This window comes from Photobacterium piscicola, assembly GCF_900166965.1.
GTDB lineage: Bacteria > Pseudomonadota > Gammaproteobacteria > Enterobacterales > Vibrionaceae > Photobacterium > Photobacterium piscicola.
In genome coordinates this window covers 33918-55913 of sequence record NZ_FUZI01000002.1, presented here as the reverse complement: position 1 = coordinate 55913, position 21996 = coordinate 33918, and the positions used below count along the sequence as shown (strand labels likewise).

The 21996-nt window shown below is 36.5% G+C and carries 21 protein-coding genes and 1 tRNA gene; 16 read left to right on the top strand and 6 right to left on the bottom strand.

The window, feature by feature from the left end:
• The first annotated feature begins 49 nt into the window (after positions 1-49).
• The 6 genes from htpX to CZ809_RS06500 all read left to right on the top strand — a co-directional run bounded on the left by htpX (position 50) and on the right by CZ809_RS06500 (position 6445).
• A complete protein-coding gene (gene htpX, locus CZ809_RS06525; protein ID WP_080156627.1) occupies positions 50-934 on the top strand; it encodes a protease HtpX in 885 nt (294 codons plus the stop codon).
• Between the two features lie 1499 nt (positions 935-2433).
• On the top strand, positions 2434-3582 hold the full coding sequence (locus tag CZ809_RS06520; RefSeq protein WP_080156626.1) for a polysaccharide export protein: 1149 nt from the start codon (positions 2434-2436) through the stop codon (positions 3580-3582).
• A 537-nt stretch (positions 3583-4119) separates the two neighbouring features.
• Positions 4120-4959: a TPR end-of-group domain-containing protein gene (locus CZ809_RS06515; protein ID WP_370738015.1), complete on the top strand. Its 840-nt coding sequence runs from the start codon at positions 4120-4122 to the stop codon at positions 4957-4959.
• A gap of 109 nt (positions 4960-5068) precedes the next feature.
• Positions 5069-5458 carry a hypothetical protein gene (locus CZ809_RS06510; RefSeq protein ID WP_080156624.1) on the top strand — a complete coding sequence of 130 codons (390 nt, stop codon included), beginning with the start codon at positions 5069-5071 and terminating at the stop codon, positions 5456-5458.
• Between the two features lie 21 nt (positions 5459-5479).
• The gene (locus CZ809_RS06505) at positions 5480-6274 is read left to right on the top strand and encodes an ATP adenylyltransferase family protein (protein ID WP_080156623.1); all 795 of its coding nucleotides are present in this window, start codon (positions 5480-5482) and stop codon (positions 6272-6274) included.
• Between the two features lie 80 nt (positions 6275-6354).
• Positions 6355-6445 (top strand) — tRNA-Ser (locus CZ809_RS06500).
• A gap of 451 nt (positions 6446-6896) precedes the next feature.
• Here CZ809_RS06500 and CZ809_RS06495 read toward each other — a convergent pair.
• Complete coding sequence (locus tag CZ809_RS06495) at positions 6897-7268, bottom strand: hypothetical protein (RefSeq protein WP_080156622.1); 372 nt, start codon at positions 7266-7268, stop codon at positions 6897-6899.
• Positions 7269-7556: 288 nt separating this feature from the next.
• Between CZ809_RS06495 and CZ809_RS06490 the strand changes: the two genes are divergently transcribed.
• Together CZ809_RS06490 and CZ809_RS06485 are read left to right on the top strand one after the other, a co-directional pair.
• Positions 7557-7838 carry a hypothetical protein gene (locus tag CZ809_RS06490; RefSeq protein ID WP_080156621.1) on the top strand — a complete coding sequence of 94 codons (282 nt, stop codon included), beginning with the start codon at positions 7557-7559 and terminating at the stop codon, positions 7836-7838.
• Positions 7839-7962: 124 nt separating this feature from the next.
• Positions 7963-8466, top strand: a complete 504-nt coding sequence (locus CZ809_RS06485) for a carbohydrate-binding protein (protein ID WP_080156620.1) — start codon at positions 7963-7965, stop codon at positions 8464-8466.
• Between the two features lie 50 nt (positions 8467-8516).
• On the opposite strand, the gene CZ809_RS06480 is transcribed toward CZ809_RS06485, so the two are convergent.
• The gene (locus tag CZ809_RS06480) at positions 8517-9827 is read right to left on the bottom strand and encodes a hemolysin family protein (protein ID WP_080156619.1); all 1311 of its coding nucleotides are present in this window, start codon (positions 9825-9827) and stop codon (positions 8517-8519) included.
• Positions 9828-10081: 254 nt separating this feature from the next.
• Between CZ809_RS06480 and CZ809_RS06475 the strand changes: the two genes are divergently transcribed.
• Positions 10082-10510, top strand: a complete 429-nt coding sequence (locus tag CZ809_RS06475; RefSeq protein ID WP_080156618.1) for a lysozyme inhibitor LprI family protein — start codon at positions 10082-10084, stop codon at positions 10508-10510.
• An 83-nt stretch (positions 10511-10593) separates the two neighbouring features.
• Complete coding sequence (locus CZ809_RS06470; protein ID WP_080156617.1) at positions 10594-11436, top strand: DMT family transporter; 843 nt, start codon at positions 10594-10596, stop codon at positions 11434-11436.
• Positions 11437-11504: 68 nt separating this feature from the next.
• On the opposite strand, the gene CZ809_RS06465 is transcribed toward CZ809_RS06470, so the two are convergent.
• Positions 11505-11888, bottom strand: a complete 384-nt coding sequence (locus CZ809_RS06465; protein WP_080156616.1) for an AzlD domain-containing protein — start codon at positions 11886-11888, stop codon at positions 11505-11507.
• Between the two features lie 11 nt (positions 11889-11899).
• On the bottom strand, positions 11900-12685 hold the full coding sequence (locus CZ809_RS06460; RefSeq protein ID WP_080156615.1) for an AzlC family ABC transporter permease: 786 nt from the start codon (positions 12683-12685) through the stop codon (positions 11900-11902).
• 327 nt (positions 12686-13012) lie between these two features.
• On the opposite strand from CZ809_RS06460, the gene CZ809_RS06455 reads away from it, so the two are divergent.
• Complete coding sequence (locus tag CZ809_RS06455) at positions 13013-13393, top strand: Rid family detoxifying hydrolase (RefSeq protein ID WP_080156614.1); 381 nt, start codon at positions 13013-13015, stop codon at positions 13391-13393.
• Between the two features lie 50 nt (positions 13394-13443).
• On the top strand, positions 13444-14733 hold the full coding sequence (locus tag CZ809_RS06450) for an L-cysteine desulfidase family protein (protein WP_080156613.1): 1290 nt from the start codon (positions 13444-13446) through the stop codon (positions 14731-14733).
• 73 nt (positions 14734-14806) lie between these two features.
• Here the strand turns inward: CZ809_RS06450 and CZ809_RS06445 are convergent, their stop codons facing one another.
• A complete protein-coding gene (locus CZ809_RS06445; RefSeq protein WP_080156612.1) occupies positions 14807-16207 on the bottom strand; it encodes an APC family permease in 1401 nt (466 codons plus the stop codon).
• A 358-nt stretch (positions 16208-16565) separates the two neighbouring features.
• On the opposite strand from CZ809_RS06445, the gene CZ809_RS06440 reads away from it, so the two are divergent.
• The 4 genes from CZ809_RS06440 to CZ809_RS06425 are packed head-to-tail and all read left to right on the top strand — an operon-like array spanning position 16566 to position 20252.
• On the top strand, positions 16566-17222 hold the full coding sequence (locus CZ809_RS06440) for a TetR/AcrR family transcriptional regulator (protein ID WP_080156611.1): 657 nt from the start codon (positions 16566-16568) through the stop codon (positions 17220-17222).
• Positions 17223-17264: 42 nt separating this feature from the next.
• Entirely contained in the window at positions 17265-18227 is a 963-nt protein-coding gene (locus CZ809_RS06435; protein ID WP_080156610.1) for an HlyD family secretion protein, read from the top strand.
• A complete protein-coding gene (locus CZ809_RS06430) occupies positions 18220-19146 on the top strand; it encodes an ABC transporter ATP-binding protein (protein WP_080156609.1) in 927 nt (308 codons plus the stop codon). The genes CZ809_RS06435 and CZ809_RS06430 overlap by 8 nt, the downstream gene beginning before the upstream one ends.
• Positions 19143-20252, top strand: coding sequence for an ABC transporter permease (locus tag CZ809_RS06425; RefSeq protein ID WP_080156608.1), 1110 nt, complete (start codon positions 19143-19145; stop codon positions 20250-20252). The genes CZ809_RS06430 and CZ809_RS06425 overlap by 4 nt, the downstream gene beginning before the upstream one ends.
• Before the next feature lie 97 nt (positions 20253-20349).
• Here the strand turns inward: CZ809_RS06425 and CZ809_RS06420 are convergent, their stop codons facing one another.
• On the bottom strand, positions 20350-21927 hold the full coding sequence (locus tag CZ809_RS06420) for an alkaline phosphatase (RefSeq protein WP_144396169.1): 1578 nt from the start codon (positions 21925-21927) through the stop codon (positions 20350-20352).
• Positions 21928-21996 lie beyond the last annotated feature (69 nt).

The following is a 21996-nucleotide window of genomic DNA, read 5'->3' as shown; positions in this document are numbered from 1 at the left end:
GTATAAATCCAAACAAATAATATCCTTTCAAATGGAGTAGATGATAGATATGAAACGTATTGCGTTGTTTCTAGCAACAAACCTTGCCGTAATGTTGGTGTTCAGTATTGTACTTAACATTGTTTATGCGGTAACAGGAATGCAACCAGGCAGCCTTTCTGGATTGTTAGTAATGGCGGCTTTGTTTGGTTTCGGTGGTTCATTAATTTCTTTAATGATGTCAAAGTCGATGGCTTTACGCTCAGTAGGTGGTGTTGTAATTGAACACCCGCGTAATGAGACTGAACATTGGCTAATCAATACTGTTGCTCGTCAAGCAGAACAAGCGGGTATTGGTATGCCTACCGTGGCTATTTATGATGCGCCAGATATTAACGCTTTTGCAACTGGAGCAAAACGTGATGATTCGTTAGTTGCTGTATCAACAGGTTTACTGCATAGCATGACACGTGATGAGGCTGAAGCTGTATTAGCCCACGAAATCAGTCACGTTGCTAATGGTGATATGGTAACGATGACCTTAATGCAAGGTGTGGTAAATACCTTTGTCATCTTTGTTTCTCGTCTTGTTGCTGGTGCTATTAGTGGTGTTAATAGTAATAGTGAAGATGGTGAGGGTGGTGGTAGTTATATGACCTACTTTATCGTATCTTCAATTATGGAAGTGTTGTTTGGTTTCCTCGCGAGTATTCTGACAATGTGGTATAGCCGTCATCGTGAGTTTTATGCTGATGCGGGTTCTGCAAAGTTAGTGGGTCGTGACAAAATGATTGCAGCACTTGAGCGTTTAAAAGTGAGCCAAGAGCCACATTTAGAAGGTTCAATGATGGCATTTGGTATTAATGGTAAGAAGTCATTATCTGAACTATTTATGACCCATCCGCCGTTAGAAAAACGTATTGATGCGTTACGTCGTGGTGAGTACGTAAAGTAATTATTCATTGATTTAACTATCGCTCAACAAAAAGCCCTCAGTTAAAACATTTTCTCGCTGAAAGTATTTTAACTGAGGGCTTTTTATGTTTATTACTTACTCATTTCTTGGCTTCCTACATACCAGAAATTAAGTTGAATAACTTCTTATAATTTGAATAAGTATTGAACAACAGCAATGATTAAAGTTGCTTTAATAAAGACAATAAGCCGTCATAAAACGCCGGCAAGAGCATATCTGTGCCTGTTTTTTGCCAAGTTATCGGTTTACTTCGTCAAGCTATTACCTACAAAAATATGTTGTATTGATTATTTGAATTCACGTTTAATACTGACAAAGACATTCAAATAAATGATGGTTGATGTGTTGGCTGAGTTAGATGTTAGCACCTAATTATGATGAGTGTTTTTGTATAATATAAAAGTTAAAGCATATCGAAAACACTCAAAAAATAATAAGTAGAATAAATAGGAAGTATAAAACTAAGTTGTTATTGGCTTATGTAACAAGGTCGTAATTTGTAAACAAAAATTTCAAATTGATAGGCAATGGTAATTTGGAATTATTTATATACATAATTACTATTCTGTTATAGCAAGCTATAAATGACTTTGTTTTTATCGTATATATTTAAATTTAAGGTGTATTTTAGAATATATGGGTCATCGACGGGTGTATAAAATATAGGCGTTGTGTTTTTATAACAGATATAACAATAACCATTATATCATTGGTAATTATTGGTAGTTATGATTGGATTTGATTTTGTAATGTATTAAGCCTGATTTAATCTGAAAATCAGAAAAATTGGGATGATAGGGATTAAGTGTTATTGGGGTGTGTTTTTCCTTTTTTATATTGAATATTGCGTTAACTATATGTTTTTATTTATTTTTTTGATTGTGATAAATGTGCTTTTTATTTTATTTTAATTTAATATTTTAATTTAATGGCTGTTTTTTAACTAATATAATATTATTAGGCTCAGATTTAAAAAGTATTTTACAACATTGCTGGTACACATTAAGAGAGTGTATTTGTTTAACTTATAATTACAGTAAATTAGTTTAATTGTTGTTATGAGGTGACATGTTTACATAGTAAATGTTTTATAATGCATGAGTTTGAATTTTAATAATACAAAGTTATTACGGATTGCTATTTTGATATTTAAATGTTGATCCATTAAGGTATGAGTGTCGGTATAAAAAAGATAGAATATGGGTTTGGTTATTTGCTCATTTTTATATGATTTATAACGAACACTAATTTACCTAGCATAAGCTTAATGGGGATATCTATTCAGTAATGTAGCTGGATCCCCAGGTTTTTTCGAAATTGAAATCATATTACAATTTGATAAGAATAAAACTTTAGGTATTAATCATCGTAATCAATAATTGATCTATAGTTATTGTAGTCATACTGCTATTGCTGAATAATTATTCACATAGAAGTGGATTACGATAGTTTATTTTAACAACATATGTGAATTTATAATGGATTTAACAAAGAAAATTCTAATAGCGGCATTAATCTCATCGACGTTAGCTGGGTGTACTGTTCCGGGTTCAAACTTATCGCTTGATGGTAAGCATGTTGTGGCTGTTGCTGATGGTGATAGCACTGATTTATCTGATCGTGTAAATGTTTATCCTCTGACGGCTAATACTGTAAACCAGTATCGCCTTCCAAAGGTAAAAGCTGAGCAAAATCCACGTTTGGAAGCTGAGTTAGCAAATTATGAATACCATATTGGCCCTGGCGATATTTTAAACGTTACTATTTGGGATCACCCTGAATTAACTATTCCTGCTGGTGCATATCGTAGTGCAAGTGAAGCGGGTAACTGGGTGCATGCTGATGGAACTATCTTCTATCCATATATTGGTAAAGTATATGTAGAAGGTAAAACAGTTTCTGAAGTGCGTAAGATCATTTCTAATCGCTTATCAGCTTATATTGAAAGTCCTCAAGTAGATGTGAACGTGGCATCTTTCCGATCTCAAAAAGCATATGTTACTGGTGAAGTTAAAACACCAGGGCAACAACCTATTAGCAATGTACCTCTTACATTACTTGATGCGATCGATAAGTCAGGTGGTTTAGCTGCTGATGCTGATTGGCGTAATGTGACATTAACACGTGATGGTAAAGACCAGAGAATTTCACTATACGCGTTAATGCAACGTGGTGATTTACTTGAAAACCGCTTATTGAAAAATGGCGATATCATCCATGTACCACGTAATGATGATCAAAAAGTCTTTGTGATGGGCGAAGTTAATCAGCCTAAGTTACTGAAGATTGACCGTGCAGGTATGAGCTTAACAGAAGCATTAAGTAACGTTGGTGGTATTAATGAGCTTGAAGCTGATGCTACTGGTATCTTCGTTATTCGTTCAACTCGTAACGCAGCTAAGACCAATGCGAAAGATAAGACTATTGCAGATATTTACCAATTAAATATTAAAGATGCAACAGCCTTGGTTATTGGTACTGAGTTTGAATTGCAGCCATACGATATTGTATATGTAACAGCAGCACCAATCGCACGTTGGAACCGTGTTATTCGTCAGATTGTTCCTACTATTGATGGCTTTAACAATCTATCAGAAGGTCTTAACTATTACACCAACCTTAAATAGGTTAGTACGAAATAGTTAATGATATATAAAAAGGGATGCTTAGATAGCATCCCTTTTTTTATGTATTGAAAGAGAGCGGATGTCATTATTGAGTCTGTATATAGTCGATAATAAAAAAAGAAACAGAAAAGTCTCTAATGATGACGTTACATCATAGGAATTAGTATAATAGAGCCTAAAAGTGCGATTAATAAGCTAATGCTCACTGGAATTAACCATAATGATTTATCCGTTTTATTCTTCATATACTCTCCTGTATATCCATATCTAAAAGGTTAATTGTTAGTATTAATAAGCCTAGAACGTATTTTTCATTTGATAGTAATTAATCATCAATCCTTGATACTTTTTTGCTAAAACGAGATTTTGCTGCTAATTTTTTTTAAAATATGATGTTTTTTCGTGCTTTATTGATTTTAAATCTAAATATGACAATGTGAAAAATGAAAGATGTTATGTTTATTTATCATTTTATTGTCATGCTTGTTTATTAGTGAAAGGTTGCCACTTATGTTTAAAATGCTGTTAGGAATTGTAATGTTTTGTTTTATGCTTCCTGTGTCGATTGTTCATGCAGCTAATGGAGATGAAGCAAAACCTTATTCCGAACAGAGTATTTATGAAAAGCCAATGATTGAACGGTATGTGCTTGATGAATTGAAGTCTCTTCGAATGGATCAGCAAGATCTTGAACGACGAATTACGCGAGATATAACGGATAGAGAACTATCTGTTGCTGATAAATCAATGAATTACGCAAATGTTACTGTCACTTACTTTTTCTATATTATTGCAGGTGTTGCTTCTCTCATCGCGCTTATTGGCTGGCAATCAATGCGTGAAATAAAAGAAAATACTAAACGCATGGCAGAAGTACAATTAAAAGATATTTCTGAAAGTTATGAGCAAAAATTTAAAGCGCTAGAACGGGATTTAAAGCGTAAAACGCGCATTATTAGTGAAAATAACCGTGAAATAGAAAAAATCAACGAAGTACATAATTTATGGCTTCGAGCGCAAAGCTCTCAAACACCAGAGCAAAAATTAGAAATCTATGACGAAATATTAAAAGTTCGCCCTGGTGATTTAGAAGCATTAACTTATAAAGCTGACGCCACAATGGAAATGCGAGAGTTTCACTGGGCATTAAGTATGTGTAATCGAGTCTTAGAAGTTGATGATACAAATGCCCATGCTTTATATCAACGAGCTTGTGCCTATGCCTGTTTAGGCGTGGAAGAACAAGCCATATCAGATCTTGAACGTGCGATTAAAGATAGTACATCATTACGGGAATTGGCCGCTGATGAAGATGATTTTGAAAATTTACGAGGCAATGAACGGTTTGAGTTATTACTCGTGGGTACTGAAGATTAATAATAGATGGGTATCGGTAATTACAACTCAACATTGCATTTTTAATGCTAGTAAAAACAAGTAAATAAGCATAATTTTATAAGTAGAATGGAATTTAAGGAAAACGAATATGACTAACTTCCAGTTTTACACTTATGAACTGCCTTGTTTTAACTGTCACGTACATCAGGCTAAAACTGATCTTGGTTGGTTAACGCCAAGCATGAAGGCTGATATTGTTGATCAAATTGATGTAATGCTGAAGCAACGTAGTAGTGATTACAAACCCTATTTTACCGTACAGGTTATTTGTACAGCAGATGAAGCGAAAGATTACCTACTTTTAAATTATTATAACTATTCTGAGCCTGAAATTAATCACGGCAAGATTAAATCAACGGTGATTGCTGATATTGATGATCAAATATCAGAGCACATGACAGCTGAAGGTGTCGTTGTTTTTAATCATGAAATAGAACTGCAAAATTGTGACGATTGTTTTCAAGAAAGTGACGCGTAATGTAAAAGTAGGAATAAGATAATGCTTTGGAATGCTTGTGAGGAAAAAACGAAGGTAGCGCTTGGTTGTGGTGATTTATTACCTTTAACGAGCGACGATATTATTTATCAGCAACAAGGAGTTAACTATATTGTTAATTTACTTACTGATAATATGAAAATTAAACATTCTCCTGCTGTTTCGGCACAAGATCCTTTTGTTGCACCATATACCCATTGTGATTATATAACGGATATGGATAAGGATTATGTGTGTTTATTAAATCGTTTTCCAATCGTAGTTCCTCACTTATTGGTTTGTGCCAAAGATTATATACCACAAACATCGGTGCTAACTTTAGCTGATTTTACGGCGTGGGCTAAAGGTATCACTCGCAGTGATGTGCTGGGTTTCTTTAATGCAGGGCATGATGCTGGTTCTAGCCAAATGCATCGCCACATGCAGCTTGTGAGAACAGCTATTCCTTTAGAATCTCAGATAGTAAATGGATTGTTGCCGTTTAAACATGTGGTGTTTGTCTATACAGATCTGAATCCAAAACAACTCTATGCTGATTATTTAGTTGCAATGGAATCTCTACAGTTAAATACCACTAAGTTAGTGAATGGACTCGCTGAATGTCTACCTTATAATATTTTACTGACTGAACGTTGGATGTTGATTATTCCACGGGTTAAGAACCAAGTAGAAACCTTGTCGGGTCATGGTGTTAACTTTAGTGGTCGTTTTTTAGTCAGCTCTGAACAGCAATTAGCATGGCTAGAAAACTATGGCTTTATGCGATTTTTAACTGATTGTGGTTTTGAAAAAAAATAACCGCATAATTGCCTGATATTTAAGCGGTTACGCTATAAAGACTTTACAATTGATAAGGTTATTATTACTATAGCGGCCATGGAGAGATGGCTGAGCGGTTGAAAGCACTGGTCTTGAAAACCAGCATACGTTTATAGCGTATCTAGGGTTCAAATCCCTATCTCTCCGCCACACATTAAAAAGCCGCTATTTATTAGCGGCTTTTTTTCGTTTACATAAAAGCGGGTTCAAATCCCTATCTCTCCGCCACACATTAAAAAGCCGCTATTTATTAGCGGCTTTTTTTCGTTTACATAAAAGCGGGTTCAAATCCTCTAATGCCACTTCAGCGGCTCCGCCACAACATTAAGAACTATGTTTATACATTGAATATCCAAACTAACCACGCGTCATTCCCTACAGTGAGATTACGAACGAGATAGGGAATCTACTATTAGCATGTCGTAGTGTTATTGTTTGGCTTGATATTTCAGCTAATTTTTTAATGATGTCTCTAATGCTCAAACGTGCGGTGAATAGATTGTAGATGATTATCCGTGTCATTCTTTGTGATAATGATTACGATATAAAAAAAGCTGCTAGTAAGTCTAACAGCTTTATTGTTTGGCGCTATAACCGATAGTTACTCACAAGCACTACAAGCTTGTAGAGCGATTTCATGCTCTAAAGTCACTTGGCCCAATGCTGTGGTACTCGCCGCGATTTCTTGTTCAATATCTTTAAGATCATCAGCATCAATGCCGCTGGATGTTAACTCATCTTCAGTGTAACCAAATGCATTTAACAATAGGTAGTCACGTGCCTCTTCTGGGCTACAAGTTATAACCACTGTAAGATCATCACCAAATGCGGCATTACCCGTGATAATTGCTGTAATTTGTTGTTGAATGCTATCGTGCATTGTTGGTGTTAACCAACCTAAATCAGCTTCAGCAGTATTTTTACGACAATCAAAGCAAGGAAGGAGCTGAGAATAGCTCTGAAAATTGTTCATGGAAAGTATCCTGATCACGGTATTAATATTGCTTCGCAACTTATGCTAATTTACGCTTAATTACTAGCGTAAAAGTGAAATTTTTATTCCAATATGAGCAATTATATCCAATCTTAAAATATACCTTATAGCGTGTTTTTATTGTCAGATTTTATTGGCACAAGAGAGATGATAATAGATTCAGTTGTTATAGTGTTGCTCTGTAGACTAAGATAACAGCATATAAAAAATAGCTATTAGCATCATAGAGATAATATTGTCGTAGATGGATGGCGTAAGGGGATAAGTATGAAAAAGATAATAATAGCAGCAGCTATAGCAATTACAGTAGTAGGATGTGCAGGAACACCATCAAATAGTTATACCGTTGATAATGCAGCTGGCGTGTCATCTTGGGAATTATGCAGAAATATTGGTTATCATGAGTTTTTTAATCGTACTCAAAAAGCACAGCAATTAACTCATTATGTAGTTAACCGTGGTGATGTTGATCCTCAAGCTTGCCAAGCAGCCGCTGCGGATGGAAAGAAATTTGCTGAAGAGGAATACAGTAAAACGGGTGGTTACTAATCGTTTAGATACGCTTACTTACAATATTGTTTGCTGATTATCTATTGGTATCAGTTATAATTTATAAAATACGAGTGGTGGTTATTTCACCATATTTTTATTGTAAGTAGGGATCACTATTATTATGAAAAAAAGCGCATTGCTTGTTATGTGTGTATTAAGCACATTATCACTGACTACTGTTTCATCGGTAGCACTTGCAAATGATCGTCCAACGATCTTACCGAGTGGACAATCAGGATTGCAGACATGGAATAAAGAGTCTGTATATAACAAAGGTGATAGCGTACGTTATGTTGGACGACTGTGGGTCGCTAAATGGTGGACGCAAGGTGATCGTCCTCAGCGTAATAATGAATCTGGCCCATGGAAGTTAATTCGTCTTAATGGCAATGATAATAATTATGACGATAATGACTACAATGATAATGATTATACTAAGCCCAATAGTTTTAAAGTGACGCGTTATCGTGAAGGCTTTAAATACAGTGCGGGCGATAGAGTACGTATGCCAAATGGTAATGTGTACCGTTGCCGTGATTGGCCTGCAACACCATGGTGTGAGTTGGCAGGGTATGCTCCTGGTAAAACACAACACTGGCGTGATGCGTGGTCTCGAGTAAAGTAAGACTATTGTACTGAGTATCTGCTGTGCAAGCAGATACTCATTGATAGCTTTTATTTGTGAGGTTGTTTTGTTGATGGACGTAGAGATACATTCACTTTTTCAATGCGGTTGTGTTCAATGACAAGGATTTCAAAACGCCATCGTTGCCAATTAATGATGTCACCATTTTTAGGTAATCCACCTTTAATCCACATTAACATGCCATTTAATGTTTGATAGCCATTTTGATCTTCATCGGGTAATTTTTTTAAATCTAATAAGTCTTTTACAACTGTGATTGGAATTAATCCATCGAGATGCCAATTATTATCAGCTATTTTTTTCGACCACACGTCAGTAGGATCTTGCGAGTTAAATTTGCCTGTCAGTGCTTCAAGTATATCTCGTGGTGTGACTATTCCTTGAATATCGCCGTATTCATCGACGACAAATGCAATTTCAGCACCAGAATCTTGGAACATATCTAGCAGGTCTGTACCTGTCCATGTTTCAGGTATAAAGAGTGGTTGAGTAACATAATCAATAATATTTTTAGGTGTGTCTTTACTGTTGTCGAGTTCAAATTGTAGTAATTGTTTAGCTGTGATCGTGCCTTTAATATCGTCGATTGTGTGGCTGCAAACGGGTAAACATGAGAAAGGACTCGCCAGTAATTTTTGCTGATAACTTTCTACGGTATGGTCAAGATCAAGGTAACTAATCGCGTTTCTAGGTGTCATCATTGATGAAATTTTACGATCATCAAAATGGAACACATTACGCACCATAGTATGTTCTTGCTGGTGAATAATACCGGTTTGAGAGCCTTCAGTTATAATGGCTTTGATATCTTCTTCTGTTAAATGAGTACTGTTGGTGGTGCTTTTACTAAATATACGTAAAAATAACTCAGTAGATCCCGCCAATAAGATAATAAAGGGACGCGATAAGCTGGATAAAAAAGCAATGGGACGTGCAACACGTAGTGCTAATGGCTCTGCATTGACTTGAGCATAACGCTTCGGTATTAGTTCACCAATAACAATAGAGAAATAAGTGATGATAATAACAGCAATGATAGTTGCGGAAACTGATGCTGTATGGGCTTGAACACCAAAAGAGGTTAGCCATGACGAAATAGGTCCAGCAAGCGCTGCTTCACCGATAACACCGTTTAGAATACCAATAATGGTAATGCCAATTTGAATGGTTGATAGAAAAGTGGTTGGTTTATTGGCTAATTTTAATGCTGTAATTGCTGCAGTATTACCTTCGTCTGCAAGTACTTGTAGACGATTTTTACGTGAAGTAACAAGGGCTATTTCTGACATGGCAAACCAGCCATTTAGAATAACCAAAAAAATAAGGATTGCGATACTCATTAAAACTCCTAGCAATAAAATAGGCGAATTTATGATGAGAATCGATAAATAAGTCCGCCAAATAGGGTGAATCGCCTATGAGGCCACTTCCTCCATCATTATAACTCGCATGTGGAAATATAAAATCCACATTTCAGTTAAATAATTTATTAATTTTGCAAATGTGTCATGATTTAGTGTTATCAGCCTTATTAATATAAAGAGATAGCTTAAAAATAGACAAATAAAAATTAGAAAAATAGAGAGAAGACAACATGAAAATATTATGGGCAATATGTGTGCTAGTGATCTCTGGTTCAGTGATGGCATCAACACAAACCGCAACACTTAATTGTGATGAGGCGTATTCGACACTTGAAATTAATCAATGCGCTGAAGATAAATTAGCTCTTGCTGAACAGCAGTTACAAGTTTATTTAGCACAAAGTATTCATCAAAACAGTGCAGATAAAGCATTGGTTGATGCTATTAATATTGCACAAAAACAATGGTTACTATATCGCAAGACAGAATGTAATGCTGTATACACACAGTGGCAACAGGGAACCATTCGTGGAGTGATGGCGTTATCTTGTCAATTAGCAATAACTCAACAACGAACACTGACATTATGGCAAAACTATCTGCGTCCAATGGACAGTAGTACGGCAGTATTACCGATGCCAATTGTTGATAATGAGTAAGAGATAAATTAGCCAAACGTGACTATTTTTTACTTCGCATTTGTTAAATACAAAAATCATTGCCCTATTTTAAGATTAAACTTATGAAATATTACTTATCTATACAAATCACCGCGATTCTTTTTGGGCTATCAGCAGTGATTGGTGAGCAACTTAATGTCAGTGTTATGACCATTGTTTTTGGTCGCAGTTTGTTAGCAGTACTAACTCTTATTATTTTATTGAAATTAGATCATCAATCTTTTTTTCCAACTGCAACAAAAAGTGCCATTTTTAAACTTATCTTAAATGGTTCGTTACTCGCAATACATTGGTTTTGTTTTTTTATGGGTGTAAAAAAAGGGGGCGTAGCAGTTGGAACGTTAGGGTTTGCCTGTTTCCCTTTATTTATCATATTAATTGAATCTGTGTTTATGGGGAAAAAGATTGGTCCAATTGATATATTGATATGTATTCTTATTGCAATTGGTTTAATTATTATTACTCCTCATTTCTCGTTTGATATAAATAATCTTGGTTTAGTGTGGGGTATTTTAGCGGCGATTACGAATGCCTTATTTATTATCTTTAATCGAAGTATCAGCCTTAAAATTCATCCATTACAATCAGCATTTGCTCAGTGTCTTGGCTGTCTTTTATTATCATTACCTTTTGGTATGACAGGAATGTTCACATTACAGCCTATCGATATGTTCTTGATGGTTATTTTAGGAGTGTTTTCGACGGCAATTGCACAAACATTATTGGTTTTTTCATTACAAGGGTTAAAAGCAAAAACAGTTTCAATGATCATCACTTTAGAGCCTGTTTATGCCATTATGTTTGTATGGGTTTTATTTGCTGAAAAGCCAACAGTGACAACATTGTTCGGTATTTTATTTATTATTACCGCAGCAATATTTGCATCATTAAAAAAATACCGATAATTATTGATACATTAAAATAAAAAACCGAGCAAATGATGCTCGGTTTAATCAGGGGGTATTTTTATAAATTAACAACATGTGAGGTGATGAAGAAATTGTACAATAGGATCAAGGTATGTTTGGAATAAAATTAATGAAACTAGACCACCAATAACTACCCAAATAAGACCAAAACGTAGACTGATAATGGTACAAACAATCGCAGCTAATACTTTTGGGTTTTCTAGATTGAAAGCAAAATTTGAACCTTTTCCTAAAATTTCAACAGCAATAATCGCGGGTAAAACAGTAACCGGAACGAAACGTAATGTTTTCTTAAAACGTTCAGACATTGTAAAACGTCCCGCCATACCAATGACTGCAAAACGAATGATAAAAGTTGCAGCAATCATTGCAAGTGTTAAATAAAGAACATAATCATTGTTTAAAGCAAAATGTGGATGAGTATGCATGGTTATGGTCCTTATTTTTGGTTAACGGTAGTCGTTGATAAAAGAGGGCGTTGTTGCTCTTCTTCTAATTCTTTTAACAGTATTTTCTTTGTTTCTGCTTTTATTTTGTGATCCGTCCTTTCTGTTGAAATATCCATTTTGTAGCCAGCATAAACACCAATAATTGCCGCAATAACAAGACCTAATGAATAAGGTAAACCTGAGAGTAAGATCCCTGTTATTGTTGCTACCACGGCCGCCACAATACATTCTCGACTTTTAACTTGTGGTATTACAATTGCGATAAATGCTGCAACCATCGCAAAATCTAAGCCGTAATCTGCAATGTGGGGGAATGATGATCCAATCATGGCACCACAGAAATCAGCAATAACCCAGTTGACCCAAAAACCAAACATTGCCGCTAGATAAAACCATTGTCGCCCTGGTTTTTCTTGTTTCATCTCGCCAATCGTCGCGGCATAAACCTCATCTGTTAATCCGTATGACATCAGTATTCGTGTTGGCATGCTGTATTCTTTGACGTATTCAGATAGTGACGCGCTATAAAGGATATGACGTAAATTAATCACAAAAGTAGTAATGAAAATAACAATAATTTCTGTTGATGATTGGATTAAACCAAGTGCAACCATTTGTGCCGATCCAGCAAAAACAGTCAATGACCATAGAGTACTTTGTAGTACTGACATACCAGCGTTAATGCTGATAGCCCCAACAATGAAGGAAAAAGGAAAGGCTCCCACACAGAGAGGGAAGATCGCTTTTAGCCCTGCTTGTATTAATTGTTTCTTCATTACTGGCCTACTTTTAATAATTGTCATAAGTCAAAAATAATTGCAAAAAAATAATCTGTGCGACTTTTATATTATTTTTCCAATGCAAATATATTTGATTATTTTTAGTTTTGCAAACTAATGAAACAAGTTGAGATGCCATGTGTTGTAACTTTAATTAGTTTAATAGCAACATTTGGCTAATTAAACTTATATTTAATAAGAGGTTGTAATTTTATATTCAAATATGAAATTTATGATTCCAGTTAAATTTGCAAAAAAAATTGCATGCTCCATATTTCGATTGTTAAAATAAATTTGAATTTTAAGTAATGAGAGATAAAACACATGTCAAAAGTAATTACGTCAAAAACAGCTCCTGATGCAATTGGTCCTTATTCTCACGGTAATGCATTTGGTGATTTAATCTTTACTTCAGGTCAGTTACCTGTATGTAAAGAGAAAGGTGGCATTGTTGATGGTGGTGTTGCGGAACAATCATATCAGTCTCTAGTTAACTTACGTTCAGTTATTGAGGCTGGTGGTGGTGATATGGATACGGTTGTTAAAACAACCTGTTACTTAGCTAATATTAGTGACTTTGCCGCGTTTAATGAAGTTTATGCTCAGTTCTTTAAAACTGAATGTCCTGCACGTAGTTGTTTCGCGGTGAAAGATTTACCAATGGGGGCATTGGTAGAGATAGAGGCAATCGCATACCGTAAATAATATATCAACAATAATAGCTAAAATAATTAGAAGTACTAAGGGTCACCAATATGAATGCACAGTGGAAGCAATATACAAAAATCATTAATACTGTAGTTAAGCCGGCATTTGGCTGTACTGAACCTATTTCTGCAGCATATGCGTCAGCAGTGGTTGCACAATTACTGGGGCAAGATGTTGAAGAATTAACGGTAAAGGTTTCAGACAACTTATTTAAGAACTCAATGGGTGTGTTTGTACCTGGTACGGGTAAAATTGGTTTGTCCATTGCTTCTGCTGTAGGTGCTATCGGCGGTAACCCTGATGGTGGCCTTGAAGTTTTAGTTAATATTACGTCAAATGATGTAGAAAAAGCTCAGCAATTGATTGATGCTGGCAAAGTACACGTAGGTCGTAAAGAGGTTGAAGAGTTTATCTATTGTTATGCAGAAGCAAAAGCTGGGCATAATATTGCAACGGTTGAAATTAGTGGTGGACACACTCAAGTTATTAAGAAAACGTTAAATGGCGAGGTTGTATATGATACAACAATTCTAAATGACTGTGAGCAACAACAAAAATCAACGGCATCTGTGTGTGATGACATTGATATTTCTATTGCTGGTATTTATAAGTTTGCCACTGAAGCTAATTTTGCAGATATTGAGTTTATTCTAAAAGCACGTGAATTAACGGTTGCTTTATCTGATGAAGGTTTAAAAAATAAATACGGTCTACAGGTTGGGCGTACTTATCAAAAGAACATCGATAGTGGTGTATTAAGTGATGATTTAGCACATCGTGCCGTTATGCGTTCCGCTGCTGCCTCTGATGCTAGAATGGGAGGAGCGACATTACCAGCTATGAGTAATTATGGCAGTGGTAATCAAGGTATTTGTGCTTCTATGCCGGTAATTGTTTTTGCTGAGCATTGTAAATCAACAGATGAACAGCTTGCTCGTGCACTGATTATGAGTCACTTAGGTGCGATTTATATGAAATCTTTCTATCCACCATTATCGCCATTTTGTGGTTGTGCTGTCACTAGTTCAGCGGCTTCAATGGCGATGACTTACCTTCAAGGTGGTTCATTTGAAAAGATTTGTTTTGCTATTCAAAATACACTGAGTGATACCGTGGGTATGTTTTGTGATGGCGCAAAGTCGACGTGTGCAATGAAAGTAAAAAGTTCAACCAGCTCTGCAGCTTTAAGTTCATTAATGGCAATTGATAACCATGAGGCACATGGACAAGGTATTGTTGCTAATGATGTTGAGACGACTATTCGTAATATCGGGCGTATGGTGACGGAAGGCATGAAGAATACGGATAAAACGATCATTAATATTATGTCTGTATAATTTGATAATTAAAGAAAAGCCGCAGCATTTTTAATGCTGCGGCTTTTTTCTAAGCTTGATATAACGCTGCTATTTAAGTGTATTGTAATTGTTTTTTACGGTACATAATGGCGGCGATAGCGGGTAGGCTAAAGATAATAAAGCCAGAAATTAAGGCAATAGCTGCGGTATTTTTATCAATGCTTGCTGGTACATCAAAAGAAACAAAAATAGTAATGAAACAGCTGATTAATCCAAGCGTTGACGCTATAACCATACCGATTTTGCCACCAGGAACGCGGAATGGACGATCAATATGTTGATGCTTACGACGTGATGCTAAGAAACTGATAAAGATACAAATGTACATTACCATGTAAAGTTGCGTCATAAGAATGTTCAATAACCACATGCCTTGGTTGACGTTAGGTACTAATACAAAGACTAATGACAATAAGCTAACGATAGCCCCTTGTAACAGTAATAGTGGAACGGGGGCTTTATTACGGTTTTCTTTTGATAACCGTATTGGCATAAACTTGTCTTTTGCTGCTACGTGCAAACTCTTTGTTGGTGCAATAATCCAATTATTTAAACTGGCAAGGCTACCAAATACTATCGCAAGTGCAATCACAGGCAATAAGAATGGTAAATTCATGTCTTCAAAGAAGGTTTTAAATGCGAGAATGATGCCTTCACTTAAACTTGAATTATTATGAGAAACAACAGCAGCAATGGATAGTGAACAAGCCGTAAGTGATAATAAAATCATCACTGTCGAAATGAGTAATGCTTTAGGATAGGCTTTTTGTGGGTTTTTCACTTCATTGGCATAAGCGGTCGTAATTTCAATGCCTGTTAGGGATAAAACAACAGCAGTAAAACTCGCGCCAATACCACTTTGTGAAAAGTCAGGTAGCCAATCTGAAACATGGCGTAATGAAATGTGCGATGCTTCTGGGTTGGTATATGTCCAATATCCGCCTAATGCAATGATAAGTAAGATCGGAAAAATCAGACCAATCATACCAAAGACATTCGTAATTAGTGATGACAGACGTAGACCAAAAATATTGACTAAGGTCAGCGTCCAAAAGATAACGTTAATCATCACTAACATAAAAATATTATTTTCTGCTAGGTGTGGAAAAAATGGGTAGGTACCTGTCGCAACGATAAATGAGATCAGTGGTGGATAATAAACAATATTTTCAGCATATTGATACCACACAGTGACAAAACCAAAGTTATGTCCCAATGTCTCTTTACCCCAAAGGTAAACGCCGCCTTGTTTCGGGTAAGTGGTACTCATTTCGGCACAAACTAATGCTGTTGGTACAAAAAAGCATAAACCAGCAAGGACGAAAAAAGAAATAGCATGGCTGCCTAAGAGTGCTGCTCCCGGTAAATTACGGATACTATCGACCGAGGTTATCGTAATCATGATTATCGAGAAAACGCTTAACTTTGCAACAGATTTTGCGATATCGCCCATTAAAGGCCCTCAGGTTAAGTCCGCAAAATGTGTTATAAAACAGCAAGCAATGCGGTGTTCAAAAAGAAAAAGAGCAGCATTTTAGAGCCTATAGCCCACATGGGTATATAGGCAAAAATGGTATGTTTATTATCAAAAATGGTAATAAGCATTCAGTATAGTGAATGATAACGGCTTTATGGTTTATTTTTATGAATTAAACTGGTGTGTGTTTATCGTTAAAATAGCGAGATCATGGCTGTTAGGTACTCTTAAAATTAATTATTAATCAATTTGTACCTCTTTGAGTAATTATTTGTTTATAAAGCGAACAATATAGATCGTATAATTAAACAAATGATTAATTATCGAGGTGTGGATGAGCAGTGTAATAGATAAGCGACGTAGTGGACGTCCAATTATTGATCTTAATACTCGCCAGTTATTAATTAATAATGCACGTGAATTATTTTCAGTGATGACTTACGACAAAGTATCAACACGTATGATCGCTCAAAAATCAGGAATAAATGTAGCGATGATTCGTTATTATTTTAATTCTAAAGAGGGACTGTTTGAAACGATGGTACGGGAAACTCTTGCACCTATTCAAGTATTGATACAGCAATTATTGGTCGAAAAAAATACCAACAGTTTATGTGAGTTGATGCGAACGTATTATCGCGTAATGACGGTTAACCCCAGCTTTCCACGACTGATTTTTCAATTAATGTATTTACCCAATACAAACAGTCAACGTCAATCGATGGAAAAAATATTTACTGAAATAACACAGCCATTACAACATCGAATTTTTGAACAGTTAGCGCAACAAAATATTATTCGCTCTGATTTAGATCCGCATCTATGCAAAATTTCTTTTATTAGTTTAATGGTTTTTCCTTTTATCGCACCCCCTTCGATATTGAATATTCAAGGTGTTGAGACAAATGAAGCTTTTTTCGTAAATTTACTTGAGCATAATTTAAAAGTTATTACAGGTGGATTGTTATTACCGCTAAAAGAATCACTATAACGTAATTTTAATGGACATTATTTGACTTCAATGGAGTGGACCATGAAAGGTTTATTATCGAGCTACTGTATTTTTATTCCATTTTTGCTCGTTATTTCTGGCTGTAATGATCATCGAGATGCATTGGCTTTAGGTTCTACTGAGCGTGATCAAGTTGCACTGACGGCAACAGCAAATGAAATTATTACAACACAACCTGTTATGGAGGGTCATGTTGTTAAAAAAGGAGAGGTTGTCGTTACATTACAATCTCAACAACAGCAAACGAGGCTCACTAAAGCGCAAGCACAACAACAGCAAGCACTGGCTTACTTACAGCGTTTAACAAATGGCTCTCGCCCAGAAGATATTGCAGCAGCTCAAGCACAAGTAGAACAATACCAAGCTAATTTTAGAGATAAAAATACTGATAATTTACGTATTAAGCGGCTATTTTTAAAGAAAATGGTGTCTACGGCGGAACGAGATAGTGCACAGACGCAACGGGATATTGCGCACGCTGAATTACAAGCAGCGATTAATGAATTAGATAAATTGCTGCATGGCGAGCGTATTGAAGATATAAAACAGGCACAAGCGGTATTGGTGATGGCGGCGGCAGAAGTCGAGCTTCAGCAACAAATTCTTCAAGATTATACTATTGTCGCAACCCGTAATGGGATTTTAGAACATTTACCTTATCATGTGGGTGATCGTGTCGCTAAAGATGCGACGGTTGCAATTATCACTACCGAAACTGTCCCTTATGCACGTATTTATGTTCCAGAGCCTTATCGAGTCAATATAACTGCGGGAAAAAAATTAACCATTCATGTTGATGGCATTAAGAGCTCTTATCAAGGCATTGTACGTTGGGTAGCGACAATCCCTTCTTTTACGCCTTATTACACCTTAAATGGCAGCGATAAAGCGCGATTAGTGTATTTGGCTGAGGTTGTTTTTCCTGATAGTGGTCGTGAATTACCTGCGGGCGTTCCAGTGCAAGTGGAGATGCCTCATGAGTGAACAGGCTATTGTTGCAACCAATCTAAGCCGTAATTTTGGTGATTTTGTTGCCGTTGATAAACTTAATCTAACGGTACCCAAAGGGACTATTTATGGTTTTTTAGGCCCTAATGGCTGCGGTAAATCTACTACATTAAGAATGTTAACTGGGCTATTAACACCAACGACAGGCTCTGTAAATGTACTGGGGCTAGATATTCCACGTCAAGCAGAACAATTACGTTTACGCATTGGCTATATGACACAAAAATTTTCGCTATACCAAGATTTAACTGTTCAAGAAAATCTTGAATTTATGGGGCAGATTTTTGGTATACCTAAAGTGGAGCGTAAGCGACGAATTCAACAACAGTTAATGACATATGGGCTTGATCAACGGGCAAAACGCCGAGCAGGAGAGTTAAGTGGTGGTCAACGACAACGACTTTCTTTAGCCGCCGCAACAATCCACCAGCCAGATTTACTACTGCTAGATGAACCTACCTCGGCGGTTGATCCTGAAAATCGCCGTGAATTTTGGGAGCAACTATTTGATCTTTCTGATCAAGGTACCACCATTTTAGTCACAACCCATTATATGGATGAAGCTGAACGTTGCCATGGTTTAGCTATTATGGATGCTGGTGTGGTACGTGCTAATGGATCACCTTACGCGCTAATGGATGCGATGGCGGTAACTGTTGTTGAGATAGAAGCGCAGCAATTACGGCAACTTAAAGCGCAAATGATACAACTTCCTCAGGTGAGATCAGCTGCACAATTAGGGATTCGATTACGGGTATTAGTGTCAAAAGATATTAACGATCCCATCGCTTGGCTACAACTACAAATACCGACATTAGCACAAGCTGTTATGACTATCAGTCGACCAAGCCTTGAGGATGTTTTTGTAACCTGCACAGGGGAGAGACGACAATGATCACTCGCTTATGGTGGAGTCTGTTACGGATCAATGCAATTGTTAGTAAAGAGTTACGGCAGCTAAGTCGGGATCGTATCACCTTTGGTATGATCGTGATGATCCCGCTCATTCAATTGTTATTATTTGGTTATGCCATCAATACTAATGTTAGAAATGTTCCTACTGCGATAGTCGATCAAAGCCACTCAGCGACTGGCCGGATGTTGGTGGAATCGATTAAAGCTACGCAGGTCGTTGATGTGATCGCAAGTTACGCGACACCGCAACAAGGCCAACAAGCGATTATGGATGGCACAGTAAAAGCGGTATTAGTGCTTCCGTCTGATTTTCAACGTCGAATAGGCCAGCAGCAAGTGATTGGGCAATGGCTTGTTGATGGATCGGATGCATTGATTAGTTCTACCATTATGCAATTACAAAAAATGCCATTAACAGAAGTTATTCCACAACGAAAAGTACAGCCAAATAATTTTGAAGTAACGTTATATTTTAATCCTGAGCGTCGGTCTGCAATTAATATTATTCCTGGATTACTTGGAATTATATTAACCATGACAATGATTCTATTTACTTCTGTAACGATTGTAAGAGAGCGTGAGCAAGGCAATTTAGAGTTATTGATTACCACGCCAATTCAACCATTAGAATTAATGCTCGCTAAGATAACACCGTATATTTTTATCGGTATTATTCAATCAATCATTATTTTAGGATTAGGGTATGTCATTTTTGATGTACCAATCAATGGCTCGTTAGTACAAATTTTTCTAGGAACCGTGTTATTTATTCTGGCAAGTTTAACGCTCGGCTTAGTGATATCAACAAAGGCAACAACGCAGTTACAAGCCATGCAAATGACAATATTTATATTATTGCCGTCTATTTTGCTGTCAGGATTTATGTTTCCGTATGAAGGTATGCCTGTTGTTGCTCAATGGATTGCGGAGGTATTACCAACGACACACTTTATTCGTATTATTCGCGGTATTGTGTTGCGAGGGGCTGATTTGGTTGATCTGTGGCGAGATACGTTATGGTTAGTCATATTTACGATTATTGGGTTAATTATTGCGTCAATTAGGTTTAAGAAAACGTTAGATTAGTGATTCTATTTATTGAACGAATACCGGTTATATTGCCAATAAGCCCTCAATGACAATGAGTATAATCAAAGTCATTGAGGGGGTTAAATAAGATAAGTTACTTAACTTGGTTTTTAATGAACTCACCTAATTGTGAGTGATGCATGATTTTAGACACAGGTAAAATGGTAGCGGCAGGTCCCCATGCAAAGACATTAACGGGAGTATGGGTGTGAGTACCTGTTCCCCAGACAATATTTTGTTGGGTTGCTTGAGCACGAGCAATCAGATTAGCGCGATCGTTATAAGGGTAGAAAGCATCAAAATCGTGAATGGCAGGAATATCTGTTGCGGATAAATAACTGTGATCATCTTTGTGATAAGGGTTGATTTTATCAGTCAATATTGCTTTAGCTTGAGCTTCTGTTATTGGAAACTCGCTATTGTTATTAATAATCGAAGCTAAGTTTTGCGGTGTTTGTTGATCTTTGTTGAGTGTATTTAATGTTGCTAACATATTGGCATAACTCATTTTTTGTTTATAAAGATCATCGAGTACGGTAAATGCACCAAAATTAAAGTTAGGAGCATAATCTTGTTGTTTAAATGCTTCACCACTGCGTTTTTGTGGCTTTGGTAATTGGTAACCAGAGTAACTAAAGCCAAATGAGCCTGTTTCATGATCTGCGGTAACAATAATTAAGGTGTCATCACGGCCTTGTGCCCATTGATAAACAGATTCAACCGCTTGATCAAATTTAATCATTTCATGCAGCATAGTACCTGCATCATTACTGTGTCCAGCCCAATCAATTTGACCACCTTCAACCATTAAGAAAAAGCCATCTTTGTCTTTTGATAGAATATCTAGCGCCTTATCTGTCATTTCTTTTAATGTCGGTTGCGTACGTTGAGGATCATTTACTGTCGCACTGTTTTGAATACCGTCATTCATTCCTGAACTTGCAAATAAACCTAATAATTTCTCTGTTTTTGATTGTAGTAACATCTCTTTGTTAAAAGCTAAAGCGTAGCCTTGTTGCTGAGCCTCTAAGAGTAAATTACGGTCATCTTTACGTTTTGACTTTAGAGAAAGATCAGTAGCCGATAGCGAAGGTAACTGTTTTGATATTGCACCTGCAGCGTCTACTGATTGTGGTAACCAATTACGTAATCCACCCGATAGCATCACATCAACGTTTGCAGATAATAAGTCTGAAGCGATTTCATTTTCCAGTGAACGATGGGGCTGGTGGGCAGCAAAAGCAGCTGGGGTTGCGTGAGTGATACGGGTGTCTGAAACTAATCCTGTCGCTTTACCCATACGCTTTGCTTTTTCTAATACTGTCTCAACACTATTACCATCAGCATCGATACCGATAACCTCTGATCCTGTCATAACTCCCGTTGCTAACATTGTGGCTGAACATGCAGAATCGACAACAATGGCATCATTAGGGTGGGTGAGTGACGCGCCGATAACACCTTGCTGAGCTAATTTATACAAAGCTGTCTTCTGACCGTTATAAATAGAATGCGGAGCAAGGTCGGCATAGCTTTCTAATAAACCTACCTGTTGAGGACCCATACCGTCACCAATCATTAGAATAATATTCTTAATTTCGGTTGCCTGTACTGGCGATACGAGCGCTGCTGAAATAACGATAGTGGTAAGAGATTTAATTAATGTAGTCACGTTTAACCCTTGTTATGCAAGTAATTTTCCGTAATTACAACAGGGTTTGATGACAAAAATATGGCAGTT

Coding starts and splice junctions, on each gene's coding strand:
- CZ809_RS06460 (WP_080156615.1), bottom strand. CDS start 12,685: ATGAAGAAACAATTAATACAAGCAGGGCTAAAAGCGATCTTCCCTCTC.
- CZ809_RS06495 (WP_080156622.1), bottom strand. CDS start 7,268: ATGAACAATTTTCAGAGCTATTCTCAGCTCCTTCCTTGCTTTGATTGT.
- CZ809_RS06520 (WP_080156626.1), top strand. CDS start 2,434: ATGGATTTAACAAAGAAAATTCTAATAGCGGCATTAATCTCATCGACG.
- CZ809_RS06515 (WP_370738015.1), top strand. CDS start 4,120: ATGTTTTGTTTTATGCTTCCTGTGTCGATTGTTCATGCAGCTAATGGA.
- CZ809_RS06485 (WP_080156620.1), top strand. CDS start 7,963: ATGAAAAAAAGCGCATTGCTTGTTATGTGTGTATTAAGCACATTATCA.
- CZ809_RS06445 (WP_080156612.1), bottom strand. CDS start 16,207: ATGGGCGATATCGCAAAATCTGTTGCAAAGTTAAGCGTTTTCTCGATA.
- CZ809_RS06510 (WP_080156624.1), top strand. CDS start 5,069: ATGACTAACTTCCAGTTTTACACTTATGAACTGCCTTGTTTTAACTGT.
- htpX (WP_080156627.1), top strand. CDS start 50: ATGAAACGTATTGCGTTGTTTCTAGCAACAAACCTTGCCGTAATGTTG.
- CZ809_RS06430 (WP_080156609.1), top strand. CDS start 18,220: ATGAGTGAACAGGCTATTGTTGCAACCAATCTAAGCCGTAATTTTGGT.
- CZ809_RS06470 (WP_080156617.1), top strand. CDS start 10,594: ATGAAATATTACTTATCTATACAAATCACCGCGATTCTTTTTGGGCTA.
- CZ809_RS06490 (WP_080156621.1), top strand. CDS start 7,557: ATGAAAAAGATAATAATAGCAGCAGCTATAGCAATTACAGTAGTAGGA.
- CZ809_RS06475 (WP_080156618.1), top strand. CDS start 10,082: ATGAAAATATTATGGGCAATATGTGTGCTAGTGATCTCTGGTTCAGTG.
- CZ809_RS06450 (WP_080156613.1), top strand. CDS start 13,444: ATGAATGCACAGTGGAAGCAATATACAAAAATCATTAATACTGTAGTT.
- CZ809_RS06425 (WP_080156608.1), top strand. CDS start 19,143: ATGATCACTCGCTTATGGTGGAGTCTGTTACGGATCAATGCAATTGTT.
- CZ809_RS06465 (WP_080156616.1), bottom strand. CDS start 11,888: ATGCATACTCATCCACATTTTGCTTTAAACAATGATTATGTTCTTTAT.
- CZ809_RS06440 (WP_080156611.1), top strand. CDS start 16,566: ATGAGCAGTGTAATAGATAAGCGACGTAGTGGACGTCCAATTATTGAT.
- CZ809_RS06455 (WP_080156614.1), top strand. CDS start 13,013: ATGTCAAAAGTAATTACGTCAAAAACAGCTCCTGATGCAATTGGTCCT.
- CZ809_RS06505 (WP_080156623.1), top strand. CDS start 5,480: ATGCTTTGGAATGCTTGTGAGGAAAAAACGAAGGTAGCGCTTGGTTGT.
- CZ809_RS06435 (WP_080156610.1), top strand. CDS start 17,265: ATGAAAGGTTTATTATCGAGCTACTGTATTTTTATTCCATTTTTGCTC.
- CZ809_RS06480 (WP_080156619.1), bottom strand. CDS start 9,827: ATGAGTATCGCAATCCTTATTTTTTTGGTTATTCTAAATGGCTGGTTT.